Source organism: Desulfosporosinus shakirovi, from assembly GCF_020595055.1.
Lineage (GTDB): Bacteria > Bacillota > Desulfitobacteriia > Desulfitobacteriales > Desulfitobacteriaceae > Desulfosporosinus > Desulfosporosinus shakirovi.
The window spans coordinates 33050-52014 of record NZ_JAJDOO010000009.1 but is presented as its reverse complement, the minus strand read 5'-3'; the positions used below and the strand labels follow the sequence as shown (position 1 = coordinate 52014).

At 41.6% G+C, this 18965-nt stretch carries 14 protein-coding genes and 1 pseudogene; all 15 read left to right on the top strand.

Features of this window, described 5'->3' with window-relative positions; genetic code table 11:
• Nucleotides 1-14 precede the first annotated feature (14 nt).
• Nucleotides 15-647 (top strand): cobalamin B12-binding domain-containing protein, encoded by a 633-nt coding sequence (locus LJE72_RS09920; RefSeq protein WP_229247423.1) that lies wholly within the window; start codon nt 15-17, stop codon nt 645-647.
• A 39-nt stretch (nt 648-686) separates the two neighbouring features.
• Nucleotides 687-2174: pseudogene (gene mttB, locus LJE72_RS09915) on the top strand ([trimethylamine--corrinoid protein] Co-methyltransferase).
• A 143-nt stretch (nt 2175-2317) separates the two neighbouring features.
• Nucleotides 2318-4366: an alkaline phosphatase family protein gene (locus LJE72_RS09910; RefSeq protein ID WP_229247422.1), complete on the top strand. Its 2049-nt coding sequence runs from the start codon at nt 2318-2320 to the stop codon at nt 4364-4366.
• Between the two features lie 155 nt (nt 4367-4521).
• Nucleotides 4522-4848 carry a thioredoxin family protein gene (locus LJE72_RS09905; protein ID WP_229247421.1) on the top strand — a complete coding sequence of 109 codons (327 nt, stop codon included), beginning with the start codon at nt 4522-4524 and terminating at the stop codon, nt 4846-4848.
• 38 nt (nt 4849-4886) lie between these two features.
• The gene (locus tag LJE72_RS09900) at nt 4887-6104 is read left to right on the top strand and encodes an FAD-dependent oxidoreductase (protein ID WP_229247420.1); all 1218 of its coding nucleotides are present in this window, start codon (nt 4887-4889) and stop codon (nt 6102-6104) included.
• A gap of 208 nt (nt 6105-6312) precedes the next feature.
• Nucleotides 6313-7473, top strand: a complete 1161-nt coding sequence (locus LJE72_RS09895; protein WP_229247419.1) for a DEAD/DEAH box helicase — start codon at nt 6313-6315, stop codon at nt 7471-7473.
• An 87-nt stretch (nt 7474-7560) separates the two neighbouring features.
• The gene (locus LJE72_RS09890; RefSeq protein ID WP_229247418.1) at nt 7561-7770 is read left to right on the top strand and encodes a hypothetical protein; all 210 of its coding nucleotides are present in this window, start codon (nt 7561-7563) and stop codon (nt 7768-7770) included.
• Nucleotides 7771-7934: 164 nt separating this feature from the next.
• Nucleotides 7935-8813, top strand: a complete 879-nt coding sequence (locus LJE72_RS09885) for an AAA family ATPase (protein ID WP_229247417.1) — start codon at nt 7935-7937, stop codon at nt 8811-8813.
• A gap of 36 nt (nt 8814-8849) precedes the next feature.
• Complete coding sequence (locus tag LJE72_RS09880; protein ID WP_229247416.1) at nt 8850-10217, top strand: VWA domain-containing protein; 1368 nt, start codon at nt 8850-8852, stop codon at nt 10215-10217.
• Nucleotides 10218-10592: 375 nt separating this feature from the next.
• On the top strand, nt 10593-11645 hold the full coding sequence (locus LJE72_RS09875; RefSeq protein WP_229247415.1) for a M14 family metallopeptidase: 1053 nt from the start codon (nt 10593-10595) through the stop codon (nt 11643-11645).
• A gap of 221 nt (nt 11646-11866) precedes the next feature.
• Entirely contained in the window at nt 11867-12250 is a 384-nt protein-coding gene (locus tag LJE72_RS09870) for a desulfoferrodoxin (protein ID WP_229247414.1), read from the top strand.
• Between the two features lie 163 nt (nt 12251-12413).
• Complete coding sequence (locus tag LJE72_RS09865) at nt 12414-13301, top strand: NAD(P)-dependent oxidoreductase (protein WP_229247413.1); 888 nt, start codon at nt 12414-12416, stop codon at nt 13299-13301.
• Between the two features lie 756 nt (nt 13302-14057).
• Nucleotides 14058-15299 carry a CoB--CoM heterodisulfide reductase iron-sulfur subunit A family protein gene (locus tag LJE72_RS09860; RefSeq protein ID WP_229247412.1) on the top strand — a complete coding sequence of 414 codons (1242 nt, stop codon included), beginning with the start codon at nt 14058-14060 and terminating at the stop codon, nt 15297-15299.
• Between the two features lie 4 nt (nt 15300-15303).
• On the top strand, nt 15304-17526 hold the full coding sequence (locus tag LJE72_RS09855) for a hydrogenase iron-sulfur subunit (RefSeq protein ID WP_229247411.1): 2223 nt from the start codon (nt 15304-15306) through the stop codon (nt 17524-17526).
• A gap of 81 nt (nt 17527-17607) precedes the next feature.
• A complete protein-coding gene (locus tag LJE72_RS09850) occupies nt 17608-18777 on the top strand; it encodes a (Fe-S)-binding protein (RefSeq protein ID WP_229247410.1) in 1170 nt (389 codons plus the stop codon).
• Nucleotides 18778-18965 lie beyond the last annotated feature (188 nt).

Sequence of the window (18965 nt, the reverse complement as noted above, 5' to 3'; positions counted from 1 at the left end):
AGGAGGATTATAAGATGAGTGATTTTGATCAATTGGCCGATTATGTGTTCAAAGGAAATGCTGCTGCAGTAAAAGACCTAACCCAAAAAATGGTGGATGCTGGTGGCAACCCCATGGAAATTATCTCTAAAGGTTTACTGATTGGTATGGACATTGTTACCCCAAAATTTAAAGCGGGCGAAATGTATGTACCGGAGGTTATGATGTCTGCTAAAGCTTTATCTGAGGGTATGAATATTGTAAAACCGTTGCTGACAGGGGCAGACATTGCTGTAAGCAAAACGATTATCATTGGTACTGTTGCCGGAGATCTCCACGACATTGGCAAGAACTTAGTTGTGATGATTATGGAGAGCGGTGGCTTTAATGTAGTGGATCTGGGTGTTGATGTATCGCCCGAGAAGTTTGTGGCTGCTATTAAAGAGCATAATGCTAAAATCGTCGGTTTATCGGCGCTCTTAACCACAACCATGCTTAATATGAAGGTAACTATTGATCTGATTAAGAAGGAAGGTCTGCGTGACGAAGTTAAAATTCTTGTTGGTGGAGCACCGGTTTCTAAAAGTTTTGCTGATGAAGTCGGAGCTGATGGTTATTGTGCAGATGCCATGGCAGCTAAAGAAATGGCTGCCATGTACTTAAACTAATTAGGTACTAATATTGAGTCGAAAATTTATAGGAAAATCATGGAGGTGGAAGAATTGAGAAGTGAAGTTCAAGCAGGAATTTCGAAATTTGAGGGCTTCGGACTCAATATATTTTCGGAGAATGAACTTTATGATATCCACAGTGGAACCCTTGAAGTTTTGGAGAAAACAGGAATTAAAGTTGAGTCTAAAGAAGCTTTAGAAATTTTCGCTGCCGGAGGGGCAAATGTAAATTTCGAAACGCGAGTCGTGAAAATTCCTCCTCACATCGTAGAGGATGCTATTCGCTCAGCCCCCAATACAATTCTTTTGGCAGGTAGAAATCCTAAACATGATATTATACTGGGCGGTAAAAGAGTTCACTTTATTAATTTTGGCGAAGGGGTCTCAATCATCGACCCGTATACCAAAGAGTATCGGAAGACTACTAAGCAGGATGTAGCCAATATTTCGCGCTTCTGTGATGCAATGAGTGAGATGGATGCAGTTTTACGTCCGGTGGCTCCTCAGGATGTGCCGGCAGAGGCAGCGGTCGTTCATAATGCCGAGGTTATCTTCAATAATACTTCTAAGCATGTATTTATCGGTACTGAAGGTGGGAAAAACTTTAAAAAGGTTCTGAAGATGGCTGCTGCCATAGTCGGTGGAGAAGAAAAGCTGCGGGAAAGACCAATCTTCTCTTGCAATGTCTGTCCGACAAGCCCGTTACAATTAGTAGGCCACTGTACAGAAGTGATTATTGAGGGGGCACGGGCTGGTATAGCAGTAAATGTACTATCAATGGCTATGGCTGGAGCTACCTCTCCAATTACCTTAGCAGGCAGTCTTGTAACCCACAATGCTGAAGTTTTAAGTGGCATCGTCTTAAGTCAGCTAACCCGCAAGGGAGCACCGGTTATCTATGGTAGTTCAACGACAATCATGGATCTGCGTTTTGCTACGGCACCGGTTGGATCTCCGGAACTGGGAATGATCAATGCAGGTGTGGCGAAACTTGCCCAATTTTACTTACTGCCAAGCTGGGTAGCCGGTGGCTAGGTAGACAGCAAACTCCCGGATGCCCAAGCATCTCATGAGTTCACAATTACCGCTATGCTGACAGCGTTGGCAGGGTCCAACCTGATCTATGGCGCAGGTATGTTGGAACTCGGTATCACCTATGACTATGCACAAATGGTGATGGATAATGAGATGGCTAGGATGATTAAAAAAGCTGTCTGTGGGATAAGTGTGTCTGATGAAACTCTGGCAATAGATGTTATTAAAGAGGTAGGTACCGCTGGTAACTTTATTGGTCAAGAGCATACCTTCAAACACATGCGTTCTCAGTCAAAAAGTAGTGTTATTGACCGCCGAATGAGAGATGTCTGGCTGGCTGATGGTGGTAAAGATTTTTCAGAAAGAGCCTACGAAGTGGCTAGATCCATACTCGAAGACTATAAGCCGGAGCACCTGCCGGAAAGTGTTCAAGCAGAATTACGAGCTATAGTAGAAGAAACTGAAAAAGAGTATGGTGTCAATCCTTAAGTAATGGCCGAATAACTAACTATTAATAATAGTAATGAGGAGAACGAGCTAATTACTTTAGTTCTTCTCATTACTAAAATAAAGCAATTCCGTAAGAAAATTTCCACTCGGTTCAAACCATTTGAGGAGTTGTGATTCAAATAATGAAAAGAGAAGCTTTAACCCAGAAATTATTGGTATTAGGGGTCGACGGGATGGATCCCAGAGTAACCCGGAAGTTCTTGGCCGAAGGAATAATGCCAAACTTACAAAAATTTATAGAAAAAGGCTCGGCAAGAGAAGACTTATCCCACTTAGGTGCCCTGCCAACGATTACACCTGCATGCTGGACGACCTTAGCGACAGGTGCTTATCCTGGAACACACGGGATTACCTGCTTTTGGCGACAGTCCCCAAAGAGCTTGGACGCTGTTGTCTATAATATGGATTCCAGAAACTGTGAAGCTGAGCAGTTATGGAATGTAACTTCTGAGGCCGGTATGAAAACATTAGTATGGCATTGGCCCGGTTCCGCTTGGCCTCCCACCAGTGACAACCCAAATTTAAACGTAGTTGATGGAACACAGCCGGGTTCTGTTAACATGGGTGTGGCACAACTTGATTGGGAAAAGATTATCGCTGCTAATGAGGAAATTACAGAATTAATATATGCTCCAAAAGTTGAACGTCCCGCCGGTACCGGCTGCATGATTTCCGATCTGAGTGCTATTACTGAGGAAGAAGAAGAACCAGCTACCGATATGATGGAATTATGGTATGGTGAAGCTGCTATGTCAGGCAGTGAAATCCGTGAATATATCATGGGACCAGAAAACATGGAAATGGTTATTGAAAGTATTCCTCATTATGACGTAGTCAACTCCCCGTTGAAAAATGCACAAGGATGGGCAGCTGCACCGGCAGATGCCAAAGAATTTACTATTTTAACGTCTGATGGTATTGTAAGACGACCCACCCTGATTTTAAAGAATTCTGATGGCATCTATGACCGCATAGCAATTTATAAAAATAAGAAGGCTGAGAAGCCAATCGTAGTATTAGAACTCGGGAAAATGGTTTCCGGTATTGTAGATGACATTAATAAAGAGGGTGTATTAAAACCCGCCTGCCGTTCTATGAAACTCCTGGAGCTTTCGACCGATGGTACATCGGTGAAACTGTGGATCAGTAATGCATTGGATATTGCCCAGGATAAATTATGGCATCCAAAAGAATTGTTAAAAGATATCGTAGAAAATGTTGGACCGGTTCAGCCTGTTAGCTTGGTTGGGGGAGAAGATGCTTACCTGGTTGAGAATGTTTATGAACCAGCCTGGGATTCCTATAGTCAATGGCAAGCAAAGGCTTTAAATCATTTAATTAAAAACCGGGATTACCAGGTAGTATTCAGTCATTTGCATAACATTGACTGTGCAGGTCATATGTTTTGGCATTTAGCGAAAAATCTGGAGCGCTGGAGCTATACTGACCCTGAAGTAAATCAGAACTTTATCCGGAAGTTTTACATTCAGACAGACAAATATTTGGGCGAATTCTTACATCTGTTAGATGAAGGATGGACAATCATGATTCTTGCTGACCATGGTTTACTGGTCGGGGAAGAATTTCCACCACAAATCGGTGAATATGGCGGTATGAATGTACAGGTAATGGAGGAACTCGGTTATACCGTAATGAAAAAGGATGCAAACGGTAAAACTTTGAAAGAAGTAGATTGGGAAAAGACAACCGCTGTTCAGACTCGAAGTAACTATATATATATCAACTTAAAAGGCCGTGATGCCCATGGCATTGTTGACCGGGCGGACAAATATGAATTGGAAAGAAAGATTATGTCTGACCTGTACTCTTATAGATATAAAGGAGAGCGTGTTATCGGGCTGGCAATGCGGAATAAAGACGCTGTCGTATTAGGAACAAACGGTCCGCAGTGTGGTGATATCTTCTTCACTGTAGATGAGGGATATAGTCGTTTACACGGTGATGGGTTATCCACAGTAGAGGGTGCTTTCGATACTTCTGTTTCCCCAATTTTTTTAGCTGCAGGGACAGGAATTAAAGAAAACTTTACAACCGTTAGAACCATTAGACAAGTTGATATTGCACCGACTATTGCAACATTAGTAGGCGTAAGAATGCCTGCCCACTGTGAAGGTGGACCAATCTATCAGATTTTAACCGAAGAAATGTAATATAGAAGGCAGGCTAATTCACTTAAACTTGACTTCGTGGAATAGCCTGCTTTTATTCTTGTTATTTATAAAACGGAAATTCATCTAAGACTTCTTTGAGAGAGTAATGGTTTATAATTTGTGTCAATATGAACTATTTTAAAGGAGTGGAAAATATGTCCTTAGAACAACTAAATGCAAATAGTTTCGAAAAAATCATCTATGATAATGAGGATTCCTGTCTCGTTATTTTCTCGAGAAAATCCTGTCACGTTTGTAAAGAGGTCGTTCCTGTTTTGGAGGAACTTCAACCGCAATACCGAGACAGGGTTGGATTCTATTACGTGGATGTAGAAGAAGATAAAAACTTGTCCCAAAGATTTTCCTTAAAAGGAGTTCCTCAGATTCTTTTCTTTAAGGCAGGCGAATATCAAGCAAAGCTGGCAGGGGCTGTTGACGAAGACGAAGTCATCGATAAAATTGCGGAGGTTCTGGAATCGTAATCCCTAAAACATTTTACCTGAGAGGGAGTATTTGAAAAATGGGAGATGTGACCTACGATTTAATCATTATCGGCGGGGGCCCCGCAGGACTCACGGCAGCTATTTATGGGGGAAGAGCGAAGCTGAGAACTTTGGTTATCAACAAAGGGACGGTTGGCGGTTTGGTCAATACGACACGAGAAATTGTCAATTATCCGGGCTATGGACAAATCAGTGGATCTGATCTTATGAAGGACTTTAAAAAGCATGCCGATTCCTTTGGCGTTAAATTTTCACGAGATGAAGTTGTAAGTGTTAATTTTGCCCAAGAAGATAAAATCATCTGTACGAAAAAAGGTCAAGAATACACTGCCAAGGCGGTTATCGTTGCTTGTGGCAGTGAGCCGAGACTATTAAATATTCCTGGTGAAAAGCGGCTCCAGGGCAGTGGGGTTGCGTATTGTGCAACCTGTGATGCTGAGTTTTTTGAAGGAGAAGACGTTGTTGTCGTTGGCAGCGGGGATCAAGCCATTGAAGAAGGCATGTACATTACCAAGTTTGCTCGCAAAGTCACAGTGATTGTTCTCCATGATGAAGGCGTTCTCGATTGTAATAAAATGAGTGGGGAAAGGGCCTTCCAAAATAGAAAGATGGAGTTTGTATGGAATTCCACCATTGAAGAAGTCCTGGGTGAGGCTAATGTCGAGGGGGTTAAAATCAAAAACTTAAAAACAGGCCATTCAACTGAACTTCCTTGCCAGGGCGTATTTTTCTTTGTTGGGATGATTCCTTCGACTCATTTTATTAAGGAAAGTGGCATTGGGATGGACAGAAGAGGATACATTCCTGTTAATGACTTGATGGAAACGGATCTCGAAGGGGTATATGCGGTGGGAGACAATCGGGTTAAATATTTAAGGCAAGTGGTTTCAGCTGCAGGTGATGGGGCAACGGCTGCAGTCGTTGCCGAGCGTTATATTGAGGAACTGAATGCCTTTAGTACGAGTGTACTGAAAAGTGACAAAAAAGTGCTCTTGCTTTTCTTCAATGCCTTAAATAATGAAAGCTTGGAGTTTAGCACATTATTAGAAGAGACAAATCAAGAACTATCCGAACCCTACAAAGTGGTGAAAGTCGATACGGCTACTAAGAAAAATCTGGCCCAAAAGTATGATGTCAAAATCGTGCCCTCCGTTGTTGTATTGGACAGAGGGCGAGAGATCAAGCGATTGGACTATTCGATGGAGAAAGAAAAACTTAAGGCTCAATTAAGATAAGATAAATCATTATTAGTAAATAGTAAAACATTAGAAGAGCATATTGCTGTTAATGCTTGATATAGAAAATCAAAGGAACCTATCTTGTGGGATGGGTTCCTTTCGAAATATGTCAGCAGAAATGAATTTATTAGGACCTTTTATTTCTGATATGCCAAGAAAAAGGATATAATGGATTTATACTTTAATTTAGATAGGATGGATTATCATGAATACCTTTCATCAGCTTGGCCTCGACGAATCTTTAGTAAATGCCCTTAAACTGCAAGGAATTGTTGAACCAACTGCGATCCAAGAACAAGCGATACCTTTTATTTTAACTGGAAAAGATGTATTGGGTCAGTCAGAAACAGGCACGGGTAAAACTTTGGCTTATCTGCTTCCGATTTTTCGGAAAATCGATATTTTAAAGCGAGAAACTCAAGTGATGATTCTCACGCCGACACATGAGCTGGCTATTCAGATTCAACGTGAAATGGAAACGTTGTCAAAAAACTCTGGTCTGGATATTAGGTCAACCGCTATCATCGGGAATGTGAATATAGCCCGGCAGATAGGAAAATTAAAAGAAAAACCACACATTATTGTGGGTTCCAGTGGTAGAATTCTAGAGTTAATCCAGAAGAAAAAAATTGTTGCTCAAACTATTAAAACAATAGTGCTTGATGAGGCTGATCGTTTACTTGATGAAAATAATGCCCATCATGTTAAGTCTGTGATCAAAACAACCTTAAGCAGAACTCAACTCTTGTTATTTTCAGCGACATTACCCCCAGCGACTTATCAACGGGCTTCCGAATTATTAAAGACTCCTGAGGTGATTAGGGTAACAGATAAAATAATGATCGCTCCTACTGTTGAGCATATGTTCTTCTTAGCAGAACAGCGAGATAAAATCGAAGTTCTTAGGAAACTAATTCGGATTATTATTCCGACTCGAGCTTTAATTTTCATTAATAAAAGTGAAGAGATCGAAAAAATGGTGGAAAAACTTAAATTTCATGGTTTAGATGCAGAAGGAATATACGGAGGAGCAAATAAGATCGAGCGAAAAAAGGCGATGGATGATTTCAGAAGTGGAAAAAGCACTTTGTTGGTGGCTTCAGACCTAGCTTCGAGAGGATTGGACATCAAAGGGATTACTCATGTCTTTAACCTTGACCTGCCGGAAGATCCCCAGCTTTATCTGCATCGGGTCGGTAGAACGGGAAGAGCAGGTAATAGGGGAGTTGCTATTTCCATTGCCACCGCAAAAGAAGTTTCATACTTGCGAAGACTGGAAACTTCCTTCGAGATTACGTTTAGTCCTAAAGAAATGCTCCAAGGGAAAATTGTCGATGCAAGGAAGAAATTACAGAAGAAAGGGTAAGGGGGGAATCTCATATTGCTCTTTTTTTCACTGATAGTATAATTAAGTAAAACCTGGAGGAAATCCAAGGAAATGGGGTTTTCTTGTATGGCAGTCCATATACTGACCCATCACATAGGACAGGATAAACAAGAAGTGAGAATATTTAACAGTATAGTACACATGTTTGGCATCACGCACAATGTTTATGCTTACATAGTTGGCGGTATGCTCATTGATAGTGCCATAAGAATCTTTGGATATTTGCCGTCAGAAAGGGGATATACCTTTCTATCGTTTGGCTTTTTGGGGGCATAGAATGGGCTTCCAAGCCACAAACCCCTGCTATTGCCTATTTCAGTCTCGGAGAATTTCCTTCTTACAACTTGGTCCGGTCGCTTATTTGAAGATAAAGGTACCAGGAGGTAAGAGACCGACTTTGTAAAGTGCCTTGGGGAGACATGGAGGGAGATTTGAGATTAATGAAGACATCGCCCTTGGACTTAGCGCATGAACTTAAAAAAGAAGGCTATCTTATCGGTGAAGAAGCAGCGACTACCTTATTTCTCGCTTTGGCCTTGGAAAAACCTTGTCTTATTGAAGGTCCGGCGGGGGTTGGCAAGACACAGCTGGCTTTAGCACTTGCCCGGGCGGAAAAACGAAGACTGATAAGGCTGCAGTGTTATGAAGGACTGGACATAAGTAAGGCCTTATATGATTGGAATTACGCCAAACAGCTATTGCGCTTGCAACTTGCCAAGACAGAAGATTGGGATGAGATAAAATTCGATCTTTACTCGGAAGAGTTTTTGCTTACCAGGCCTCTCTTGGAAGCAATTCTCTCGCCCGAACCAGTTCTGATGCTGATTGATGAATTAGACAAGAGTGACGAGGAGTTTGAAAGTTTTCTCTTAGAGTTACTCGCTGAACAACAGGTTTCAATTCCTGAACTGGGGACTCTTACTTCAAAAACCAAACCTATTGTCATCTTAACCAGCAACAATTCCCGAGACTTTAGTGATGCTCTCAGACGGCGTTGTATCCATATCTATCTGACTTACCCTTCCTTAGAGCGAGAAATATCTATTCTAAGTTCGCATGCTCCCGAGCTATCTAGGGGATTAACTAAGGACGTTTGTGAGTTTGTTGCCAAGATAAGAAAGTTACCTTTGCAAAAGCTTCCGAGTGTTTCTGAAACCATCGATTTTGCGCATGCACTGGATGCTCTCCAAAAAGTAGAATTGAACTATGGAGACCTGATGGGAACACTCAGCGTGTTGCTGAAATATCCAAAGGATGTTGCTAAGCTGGAAGAGCGTCTTAAAAAATGGGAAACCGAAGCACTGCGATCCCGAGAGTAATCAGGTTTTAGCTCTGGCATAATGGAGTAGTAAGGGATGGAGACTATGGATGGATGGGTTTTTATCAGGTTGGTTCACGCTCTCAGGCAGGTTTCTTTACCGATTTCCTCGCAGGATATTCTTGACGCTCAAACTTGTCTGGTTCGATATCCAGACATACCAGGTAAACTGATATTGAAATCGATTTTAATTCATCGCCCCCAAGATGCTGGCATATTTGAGACGGTTTGGAGAATCGTAGTTGAAAACAATGAATCCCCTGAAGTGAAGGATTCGCTGGATCTAATTCCAAAAAAGAATGTAGAAGAAAACAGAGACAGTCAAGGAATTGGAGGCCAAGGAGCGGGTCGTGGATCAGGAGGAATCAGCCTGACTGCCATAGGAGATATTCTTGATCATTCTCATATTTCTAATTTGATTCCATTTTCAAGGCTTGAAGAGTTAGCAACCAGTAGGGCAGAGTATGAAGAGGTTGTTAAAACAGTTTTAGCAGATATTGACTATTATACTTGGATTAATTCCTTCGATTTAGCTTATCAGCGAGGTACCCTTTCTGAGGACGAATGGTATACCCATCAGAACAATCGGGCATTTATCCTGCGTGAAATTCAGCAACAGGTATTGATGATCCAAGTCACACTTGAAAACAGCTGGGAACCCCTTGTTCGGCAACACTGGTTATTCAAACCGTTAAGTTCCCTGTCTGAAGAAGAAAAAGAGCTTGTGAGGACTAGTATTCGAAAATGGGCCCGAAAATTAGCCTTGCGACCAGGTTCTCGTTGGAAATCTTATAACAAAGGCACAATAGATATAGGGAAAATTGTGCAGCAAAGCGTTCAGTGGGAGGGGTTACTTTTCCATTTGTGCTACCGGCGTAAAATTCCCCGTGCTCCAGAACTGATAGTGCTTTGCGATGTCTCGAATTCCATGGCCTCATTTGTAGAATTTTTAATTTATCTGGTGACGTGTCTTAGAGCTCGTTTTCGAAAAATAAGGGTATTCTTTTTTATTGATTCAGTCTGGGATGTCAGTGAGTTTGTTTGGGATGATGATCTTAACGGAGTAAAACAAGAGATTAAAAGCTGGGGTCATAAAGCAAGTTCGGGATTTTCAGATTATGGTGCGGTATTTAAAGAACTCAATGAGAACATACTTAGAGAAGTGTCATCACGAGCTATTCTCATCATACTGGGAGATGGTAAAAACAACTATCGTCCAGCTCAGCCGGAATATTTCGCCCGAATTTCTGAAAAGGTGCGTAAGGTGTTTTGGTTAAATCCTTTAGAGGAGATGGAATGGTCTGAGCCTGATAATGTTATGAAGGTTTATCAAAATAATTGCTCAAAGGTCTATCGGTGCCGAACGGCCAGCGATTTACAGAGAATTGTTAAGGATGTTTTCTAAGAGAGTTGGCCAAGATCTATTGGATATCAATTGTACAATTGTTAGATTTTTAGATCTTTGATTTAAATTAGAGTTACAAAATTTAAATGTTACAAAGTAGAAACGTTAAAAAGGTTTAAGCCAGTTGCTTTGATGTGAAGCGACTGGCTTATTAACTTTACATACGTCCCTGCATCTGAGCGACTGCATGTAGGGAAGTATCTATGGAGAGAGCCTCATCACCGAGAGGTGGATATAAATGAGCAAAATTTAATGCTGCAAGTCAGTGTGCTGACACGAAGTTGCGGGGGAGGGTATATACTGCTTATAAGTCAAAAATAAATATTTTACGATTGTTACATACAGGGTGATTATTCAGGAGGTGTCAATGAGCCAGTGATAAAACATACAGTAAAACAAGGGGAAACACTTTTTATTATTGCTCAGAAGTATGGAATAAGCCTTAGCTCGCTACTCGCTGCCAACCCAAATATTAAAAACCCTTCCTTGATTAGACCCGGGCAAGTGGTAAATGTCCCAACGGCAGCGCCCGAGAGAACCATCGTTATTCCCAGAGATAGCTACGGTTATAATGAAATGGTTAATGACCTTGAAACACTTAGAGAAAGTTATCCTTTTATTAAGGTGGATTCCATTGGAACTACGGTTATGGATCGTTCAATTCCAGTTGTAAGGATAGGGCAAGGGAAAAAAGAAGTCCATTATAATGGATCTTTTCATGCCAATGAGTGGATCACATCTTTGTTATTGATGAAGTTTATTGAAGTCTACGCCAAAGCTTACGTTTCAGGAAAAAAAATTGGAACCTTTAATATTAAAAGTCTATTTGACAGTGTTTCCTTGTGGGTTGTGCCTATGGTCAATCCTGATGGAGTGCAACTTGTACAGGGGAAAATCGACACGAATACTTCAACCTTTGCAAATGCACTGCGGATCAATCGTGGATCACGAGATTTCAGTGATTGGAAGGCCAACATTCGAGGGGTAGATTTAAATGATCAGTTTCCGGCCCACTGGGAGACTGAAGTTTCCAGACGAGCATCTTCTGGCCCGTCTCCCCGCGACTATACAGGGACGGCACCTCTCTCCGAACCGGAAGCTAGAGCAATGGCAGATTTTACAAGGGCCCATAACTTTCGTTTAGTAAGTGCCTTTCATACTCAGGGAGAGGAGATCTATTGGGGGTACAGGGGGTTAGAGCCCAATGAATCACAACATATTGTGAATCGGTTAATAGAAGTTAGCGGATACGAAGCAGTACGGTATGTGGAAAGTGATGCAGGGTATAAGGATTGGTTTATTCAAGAATGGAGACGCCCCGGCTTTACCGTCGAGTGTGGTTATGGAATTAATCCTCTGCCCATATCTCAGTTTTGGGAGATATGGGGCAAGGTAATTGGGATATTCTTAATGGGTATGTATGTATAAATTAGGGTGTTTATCCAGGCAAAGAAATTAATTAAGCTCTTTAGATTAGGCAGAAAATTTGTGAGAAGAAATTTTTCATTTATGATTCGGATTCAATGCGTAAATTACTAATAGATTGGGTCTTTAATGATTATTATAAAAAAGTAATGTTTACAAGGAGGAAAAAGTCTTTTTTTGGAGAATACTAATAACATTGGTAAAAAAGAAGTGGAGGTTTGTACATGACAAATCTAAGAGAACTATATGTATGTAGTATTTGTGGAAATGTTATTGAGGTTGTTAATTTGGGAGCGTCTTCATTGGTCTGTTGTAACAAACCAATGGAAAAATTAGAGGCAGGCACTAAAGATGCCAGTCTTGAAAAACATGTACCTGTTATTGAAGAGATAAACGGGGGGATCAAAGTTAAAGTGGGTAGTGTCGCACACCCCATGGAGGAAAAGCATTCGATCAGATTTATTGAAGTTCTCACTAAGGATCAGGTTCTTAGAGCAGAGCTTGAACCAGGCCAAGCACCTGAAGCATATTTCCTAGTCGCGGTGGACGATGTTGTGGAAGTTAGAGAATATTGCAATATTCACGGTCTTTGGAAGGCCGGTAAGTAATTTATTGGAAAAGATAGAGATAGGCAGGATTTTATCCTGCCTATCTCTATCTTGAAAAAGTCTTTCAGAGGATTCCTGTCATATGTAAAGGAGTTGCTTGACACTCTTTCCTCGATATTCTATAGTATTTTCTGATGGGTTAATTGAAGGGGGAAATGGATCAATGACACATACTAAAGAAGATTTTATCATTGGCTTTGTTGGCACGGGTGTTATGGGTAAGAGTATGGTTGGACATTTATTGAAGGCAGGTTATCCGGTGCTTGTTTACAACCGAACGAAGGCAAGTGCTGAAGACTTAATTGAAATGGGGGCAGTCTGGCAAGATACAATTGCTGAATTAGCCGAACGAAGCAATGTTGTCATCACCATGGTGGGTTATCCTAAGGATGTTGAAGAAGTTTACTTAGGAGCAGATGGAATAATAAAGCATGCTAAGGCGGGGAGTTATTTAATAGATATGACGACCTCAGCCCCAGACTTGGCGAAGAAAATCTATAAAGAAGCTCTGGACATGGGAATGTATGCCCTTGATGCTCCTGTATCCGGTGGGGATATAGGTGCAAAAGAAGCACGTTTGGCTATAATGGTTGGCGGAGAAGAAGAACATTATAAAGCAATGCTTCCTATTTTCAATTGCCTGGGAAAGAATATTGTTTTACAAGGAAGTGCCGGTGCCGGGCAATATACGAAAATGTGTAACCAAATTGCTATTGCTTCCAACATGGTTGGGGTTTGTGAAGCAATGGCCTATGCTCAAAAAGCCGGATTAAATCCGGAAAATGTTTTAAAAAGCATCGAGACTGGGGCGGCTGCCAGTTTTTCCTTGAGTAACTTGGCTCCACGTATGCTAGCCAATAATTTTGCCCCAGGCTTCTATGTTAAACATTTTATTAAGGATATGACAATTGCTTTGGATTCAGCGCAACAAATGGGTCTGCTTACCCCGGGGTTGGCGTTAGCTAAAACACTATATGAGAAGTTAGCAGATCAAGGAGAAGAAAACAGTGGAACTCAGGCATTATATAAACTTTATCAAGGCAAGAGCTAATTATAAACTGAATAACAGGGGGAGAGTGAAGCAACTGCATCACTCTCCCCCTGTTATTAGACTAAATACATATGAAGTTTTTCTATTGCCAGCTTTTTCTCCAGAAACAAATTATTTACCAATAGAAGGAATTCTAAGGGTGAATGTGGAAGAGATGAAAGATATAAAGAAAGAATAATCTGAATTGGGATAAATATGAATATTTAAGGTGATTCAGGTTTGCAAAAGAATGATAAACTAAAAAGAACTTTCCGACAGCAAGTAGTAATAGGGGATTAAACACCTAAATAGCTCGTAACTAGAGTCGAAGGGGCAGGGTTATTCTACATTTATTGTGCGCCTGGAGTCAATAAATGTAGGATAATTACAAATTTACCATACGATTTCTTAATTATCGCCATATTGACTAATTACGACCACAGTGCTAGTCTTAGTTTGCAAATACAAATTTTCTTAAAATAGATTGTGCATTTTGTTACGTTTAACTCGGATTCATTGCCATGAGGCAAATTACTTATATTATATGTGAAAGAAATCATATTCCCTATTGTTACTTAGAGAGCTTAGTTGAAGGTTAAAAACTCGATTTATACTATGACTAGCCAGAGTCTCTATATTTATCCCAAAAGTACTATAGAAAGCAAATATCTCCTATTAAAATAGGAGGAATGCTATAAGGTTGGTTTCAAGGATATCTTTGTTCCAACCGCCTCGGCGGAAGCTGAGAGTTTATTGACATATAAGGGAGGTAGAAGGATGGCGCATAAGAGTATTTTAGTAGTCGGAGGGGGAGTAAGCGGACTTACAGCCGCTATTGAAGCTTCCGAAGCAGGAAGCGAGGTCTATCTGGTTGAACAAAAATCCTATTTAGGTGGCAGAGTTGCCCAGATGAACCAGTATTTCCCTAAGCTATGTCCCCCGAACTGCGGGCTGGAGATTAATTTTAAAAGGATTAAGCAAAATCCTCGGATCAAATTCTTCACTTTGGCCGAAGTTGAAAAAATCCACGGTGTAGAAGGAGATTATACAGTAACGGTTAAGTCAAATCCCCGTTATATAAATCAGAACTGCACAGCGTGTGGTAAGTGCTCTGAAGTATGTCCTGCGCAGAGGTCAAATGAATTTAATTATGGTATGGATAAAACTCAGGCTATCTATAAAGCTCATGAGTTTGCTTTCCCTATGAAGTATGTGATCGACGATGAAGCTTGTCTTGGGGCTGAATGCGGAAAGTGCGTTGCAGCCTGTCAGTATGGCGCTATCGAATTGGATATGTCGGCAAAAAGTTTCAATTTGAATGTTGGATCTATTGTTTGGGCTACAGGTTGGCAGCCTTATGATGCCAAGAAAGTTGATTATTATGGTTATGGAAAGCATGAAAATGTTATTACAAACGTCATAATGGAAAGATTAGCGGCCTCAAATGGCCCTACAGCCGGAAAACTTCTACGTCCTTCAGACGGCAAAGAAGTTAAATCGGTTGCTTTTGTCCAGTGCGCTGGTTCTCGAGACGAAAATCATCTGCCCTATTGTTCTGGAGTTTGCTGTATGGCTTCATTAAAACAAGCCACATACGTTAAAGCGATGAATTCAGATTCTAAGGTTTTTATGTTTTATATAGATGTCAGGGCGATGGGTAAACATGAAGATTTTTATACCAAAGTTCAAGATGATATCACCATGATCAAGGGAAAAGTCGGAGAGATTTCAGAAGATCCCGTGACCAAAGATTTGATCGTTCAAGTAGAGAATCAGTTGACCGGGGAGATCATGAAGGAAACTGTTGACATGGTTGTACTGGCGACAGGTATGGTACCGGCAACTTCGAATGTACCGGATGCAATTGCCTATGATGAGGATGGTTTCGTTGTTTCCAATCCACAACAATTAGGGATTTATGGCGCAGGATGTGTTAAGAAGCCTTTGGATGTTTCCTCATCGGTTAAAGATTCTACTTCTGCTGCTCTTAAGGCCATTCAATCTACGGTGAGGAGGTAGCCCAATGGATAAAAAAACAGGTGTTTATATCTGCACTGGATGTAGTATCGGAGAATCTCTGGAAATAGAGAGCCTGTCCAAGGTTGCCACCAAGGAGGGCAAGGTTCCTGTTTGTAAAACACACCCCTTTCTCTGTGGACCTGAAGGGGTGGCCCTAATCAAGAATGACATTGAGACTGAGGGCGTTAATACACTTCTAATCGCTGCTTGCTCACCACGTGTCAATTATGATGTTTTTGAATTTGACTCTTCATGTATCATGGAGAGAGTAAACATTAGAGAACAGGTCATCTGGAGTCAACCAGCCAATGATGAGGATACCCAGATGATGGCTGAGGATTATCTGAGAATGGGTCTTGCCAAAGTGAAGCATATCGATCTGCCGGAGCCTTATCAAGGTGAAAATATGGTTAAAACCTTACTGGTAGTGGGCGGTGGCTTGACAGGAATGACAGCGGCGTTAGAAGCTGCCAAAGCCGGATACAAGGCTGTTTTAGTAGAAAAAAGCCCAGTACTGGGCGGATGGATGAATGGCTTATTTAAACAAGCTCCCCGCAAGGCACCTTTTACAACACCTGAAGCAGTTGATATTGCAGAGCTTGTTAGTCAAGTTGAAGCCAACCCTGATGTTACAGTATACACAGGTTCTGAAATTTTAGAGATTGCCGGTGCACCTGGCATGTTCGATGTTTCAATTAACCAAAATGGTACGACTGTTAAGGAAAGAGTCGGTTCGGTTGTTCTTGCTACTGGAGCTGTGCCCTATGATCCTGCTAAGTTAGACTATCTTGGTTATGGTAAATATGAAAACGTAATTACCAGTCAAAAGATGGAAGAATTAGCTTCTAAGGGCAAAATTCTACGCCCGGATGGAAAGGAAGTACAGAGTATTGCCTTTATTCAATGCGCTGGATCTCGCGATCAGGAACACTTGCCTTATTGCTCTGCAACATGCTGTGTAGAATCCTTGAAACAAGCGACTTATCTAAAAGAACAAAATCCGGAAGCAAACGTCTTTGTTTTCTACAAAGACATGAGAGCATCCGGCCAGTATGAACGTCTTTATCAACAAGTGCAAAAAGATGGAGGTATTTTCGTCAGAGGAGAAATCAATGGTATTACTGAAGATGGCGAAAAGAATCTGCTTATTGAAGCAACAGATGTTCTATCAGGGGCAACGATTACTACTGAAGGCGTAGATATGGTGGTTTTGGCAAATGGTATGGTGCCCACCACAGCCTTAGGAGAGGACATCGCAGCCAAGGCTGATACTGAAGAAGACTGTAAAGAAGATGCTGGTCCTAAGCCGGAAATTATTCGCAAGTCGAATCTTTTAAACTTGGCCTATCGCCAAGGCCCAGAGATGCCGACCTTAAAATACGGTTATGCAGATTCCCATTTTATCTGCTTCCCTTACGAAACTCGCCGAACTGGTATTTATGCCGCTGGTAGTGTTAGAGCTCCGATGGATGAGTTATCTTCGGTTGAAGATGCTGCAGGAGCAGCGTTAAAGGCTATCCAATGTATGGAATCAAGCGCGCAAGGTGTTGCAGTACATCCTCGTGTCGGGGATATGTCTTTCCCAGACTTTGCAATGTCGAGATGTACACAATGTAAACGTTGTACAGTGGAATGTCCCTTCGGTGCTATTAACGAAGATGATAAATTCAATCCGTTGCCAAATCCTACACGTTGTCGCAGATGTGGAATTTGCATGGGCGCTTGTCCTGAACGGATTATTACATTTAAAAACTACTCAGTCCCGATGATTGGCAACCTTATTAAATCTATCGAAGTTCCTGATGAAGATGAAGAAAAACCAAGAATCCTCGTCTTCGCTTGTGAAAATGACGCTTACCCTGCTTTGGATATGGCGGGTATTAATCGACTCAAATATAATGCTTGGGTTCGTGTTATCCCTCTAAGATGTCTGGGTTCATTGAGCTTAGTTTGGATTGCCGATTCAATGTCAGCCGGAATCGATGGAATCTTCCTCCTGGGATGTAAGCATGGCGATGATTATCAGTGCCACTTCATCAAAGGAAGTGAGCTGGCCGAAATCAGGCTATCAAAAGTGTCGGAAACCTTAGACAGGCTGGATCTGGACTCTGATCGAGTGCGGATGGATCAAGTCTCCATTACGGATTATGACAAGATACCGGCTCTATTGGATGACTTTGCCAAGAGACTGGATGAACTGGGCCCTAACCCCTACAAAGGGTTCTAAGTGATCTAAGGTCACCTCCTAGTGATGAGTTAGGCTCCGGGCAGGAGGTATGTCCCCATTAGATAGCAAAGGAGCATTATGATGGATGAAATAAAAGAAGTATCTCTGGAGATGAGAGAATATATTATTTCTTCAGGCGCCGATACGCTCAACTGGTGTATGCAGTGCGGTCTCTGCACCAATCTATGTCCTTACAGACAGGTACCAGGCGAGCTGAGCGAAGTATTTAACATTCGAAAAATGCAACGTCAAGGCCAACTCGGCTTAGAAGGATTCGATGATGAAGAAGTTCTTTTTGCCTGTGTTACCTGTGGTATGTGTCAATCAAACTGTCCAAGAAGTGTAGAAATCATAAAAAATGTACGTTCCATGCGTAATACGATAGTTGGAGCCGGCATCTTGCCTGGACATTTACGGCCTGTTGCAGGAAGTCTTCATGCTAATGGCAACCCATGGACTGGACCTCAAGAGAAGAGAGCCGATTGGTTAGAAGGCTTAAATGTTCCGGCTTATACCGAAGATATGGAATATCTGCTCTATGTCTGCTGTACTTCGTGTTATGACACTCGCAGTCAAAAGATTGCCAAAAGCGTTGTAAAACTCTTACAACAAGCTGGAGTTAGTTTTGGAGTCTTAACGGCTGAAGAGAACTGCTGTGGTGAGACGATTCGTAAAATCGGGGATGAGGATCTCTTCACAAAACTGGCAGAATCAAATATTAAGCTGTTCAACGGAAAAGGCGTCAAGAAAATTATTACAACCTCACCTCATTGCCTGTATGCCTTCAAAACAGACTACCCAGAACTGGGCGGAGAGTATGAAGTAATGCATTATTCGGAACTTCTTGGTAATCTTTTGAAAGATGGCAAGCTTTCTTTACCGGGAGAACAAGCTAAAAAAGTCACCTTCCATGATCCTTGCTATTTAGGAAGACACAATTTAGTTTATGATGCACCAAGAGAACTTCTCCAAGCTGTTCCGGGGGCGGAATTTGTTGAATTGGATCGTGCTAAGAATAAGAGCCTTTGTTGCTCAGGCGGAGGCGGACGGATTTGGGCTGAAGTACCTTTTGGGGAGCGCTTTGGTGAATTGCGAATCAATGATGCCGTTAAGCAAAATGCAGATGTTATAGTCACTGCTTGTCCTTACTGCATAACAATGCTTGATGACGCCTGTGCAGGGTTAGAAAAGGGCGATGTATTAAAAGTCATGGAAATGTCTGAATTCCTTTGTGAATCGCTTGAGAAATAGACCTTGACACAGTTATCTGTTATTTAGATGTTCAGCTAACCTCATAATCAATAGTTTGCTGCGGAGTTATGAGGTTAGCTAACTGATATGGTGAAAAAGGTTACAAACTATAAGTGAAAGGGGGGATGCCAGAAACTCTGTTTTAACGGTGCCTCTTCAGACGGAATTACTTATGACTGTAGGCATCT

What these genes read in the sequence shown, in the direction of transcription:
- LJE72_RS09920 (WP_229247423.1), top strand. Translation starts at nt 15, where the DNA reads ATGAGTGATTTTGATCAATTGGCCGATTATGTGTTCAAAGGAAATGCT.
- LJE72_RS09910 (WP_229247422.1), top strand. Translation starts at nt 2,318, where the DNA reads ATGAAAAGAGAAGCTTTAACCCAGAAATTATTGGTATTAGGGGTCGAC.
- LJE72_RS09905 (WP_229247421.1), top strand. Translation starts at nt 4,522, where the DNA reads ATGTCCTTAGAACAACTAAATGCAAATAGTTTCGAAAAAATCATCTAT.
- LJE72_RS09900 (WP_229247420.1), top strand. Translation starts at nt 4,887, where the DNA reads ATGGGAGATGTGACCTACGATTTAATCATTATCGGCGGGGGCCCCGCA.
- LJE72_RS09895 (WP_229247419.1), top strand. Translation starts at nt 6,313, where the DNA reads ATGAATACCTTTCATCAGCTTGGCCTCGACGAATCTTTAGTAAATGCC.
- LJE72_RS09890 (WP_229247418.1), top strand. Translation starts at nt 7,561, where the DNA reads ATGGCAGTCCATATACTGACCCATCACATAGGACAGGATAAACAAGAA.
- LJE72_RS09885 (WP_229247417.1), top strand. Translation starts at nt 7,935, where the DNA reads ATGAAGACATCGCCCTTGGACTTAGCGCATGAACTTAAAAAAGAAGGC.
- LJE72_RS09880 (WP_229247416.1), top strand. Translation starts at nt 8,850, where the DNA reads ATGGAGACTATGGATGGATGGGTTTTTATCAGGTTGGTTCACGCTCTC.
- LJE72_RS09870 (WP_229247414.1), top strand. Translation starts at nt 11,867, where the DNA reads ATGACAAATCTAAGAGAACTATATGTATGTAGTATTTGTGGAAATGTT.
- LJE72_RS09865 (WP_229247413.1), top strand. Translation starts at nt 12,414, where the DNA reads ATGACACATACTAAAGAAGATTTTATCATTGGCTTTGTTGGCACGGGT.
- LJE72_RS09860 (WP_229247412.1), top strand. Translation starts at nt 14,058, where the DNA reads ATGGCGCATAAGAGTATTTTAGTAGTCGGAGGGGGAGTAAGCGGACTT.
- LJE72_RS09855 (WP_229247411.1), top strand. Translation starts at nt 15,304, where the DNA reads ATGGATAAAAAAACAGGTGTTTATATCTGCACTGGATGTAGTATCGGA.
- LJE72_RS09850 (WP_229247410.1), top strand. Translation starts at nt 17,608, where the DNA reads ATGGATGAAATAAAAGAAGTATCTCTGGAGATGAGAGAATATATTATT.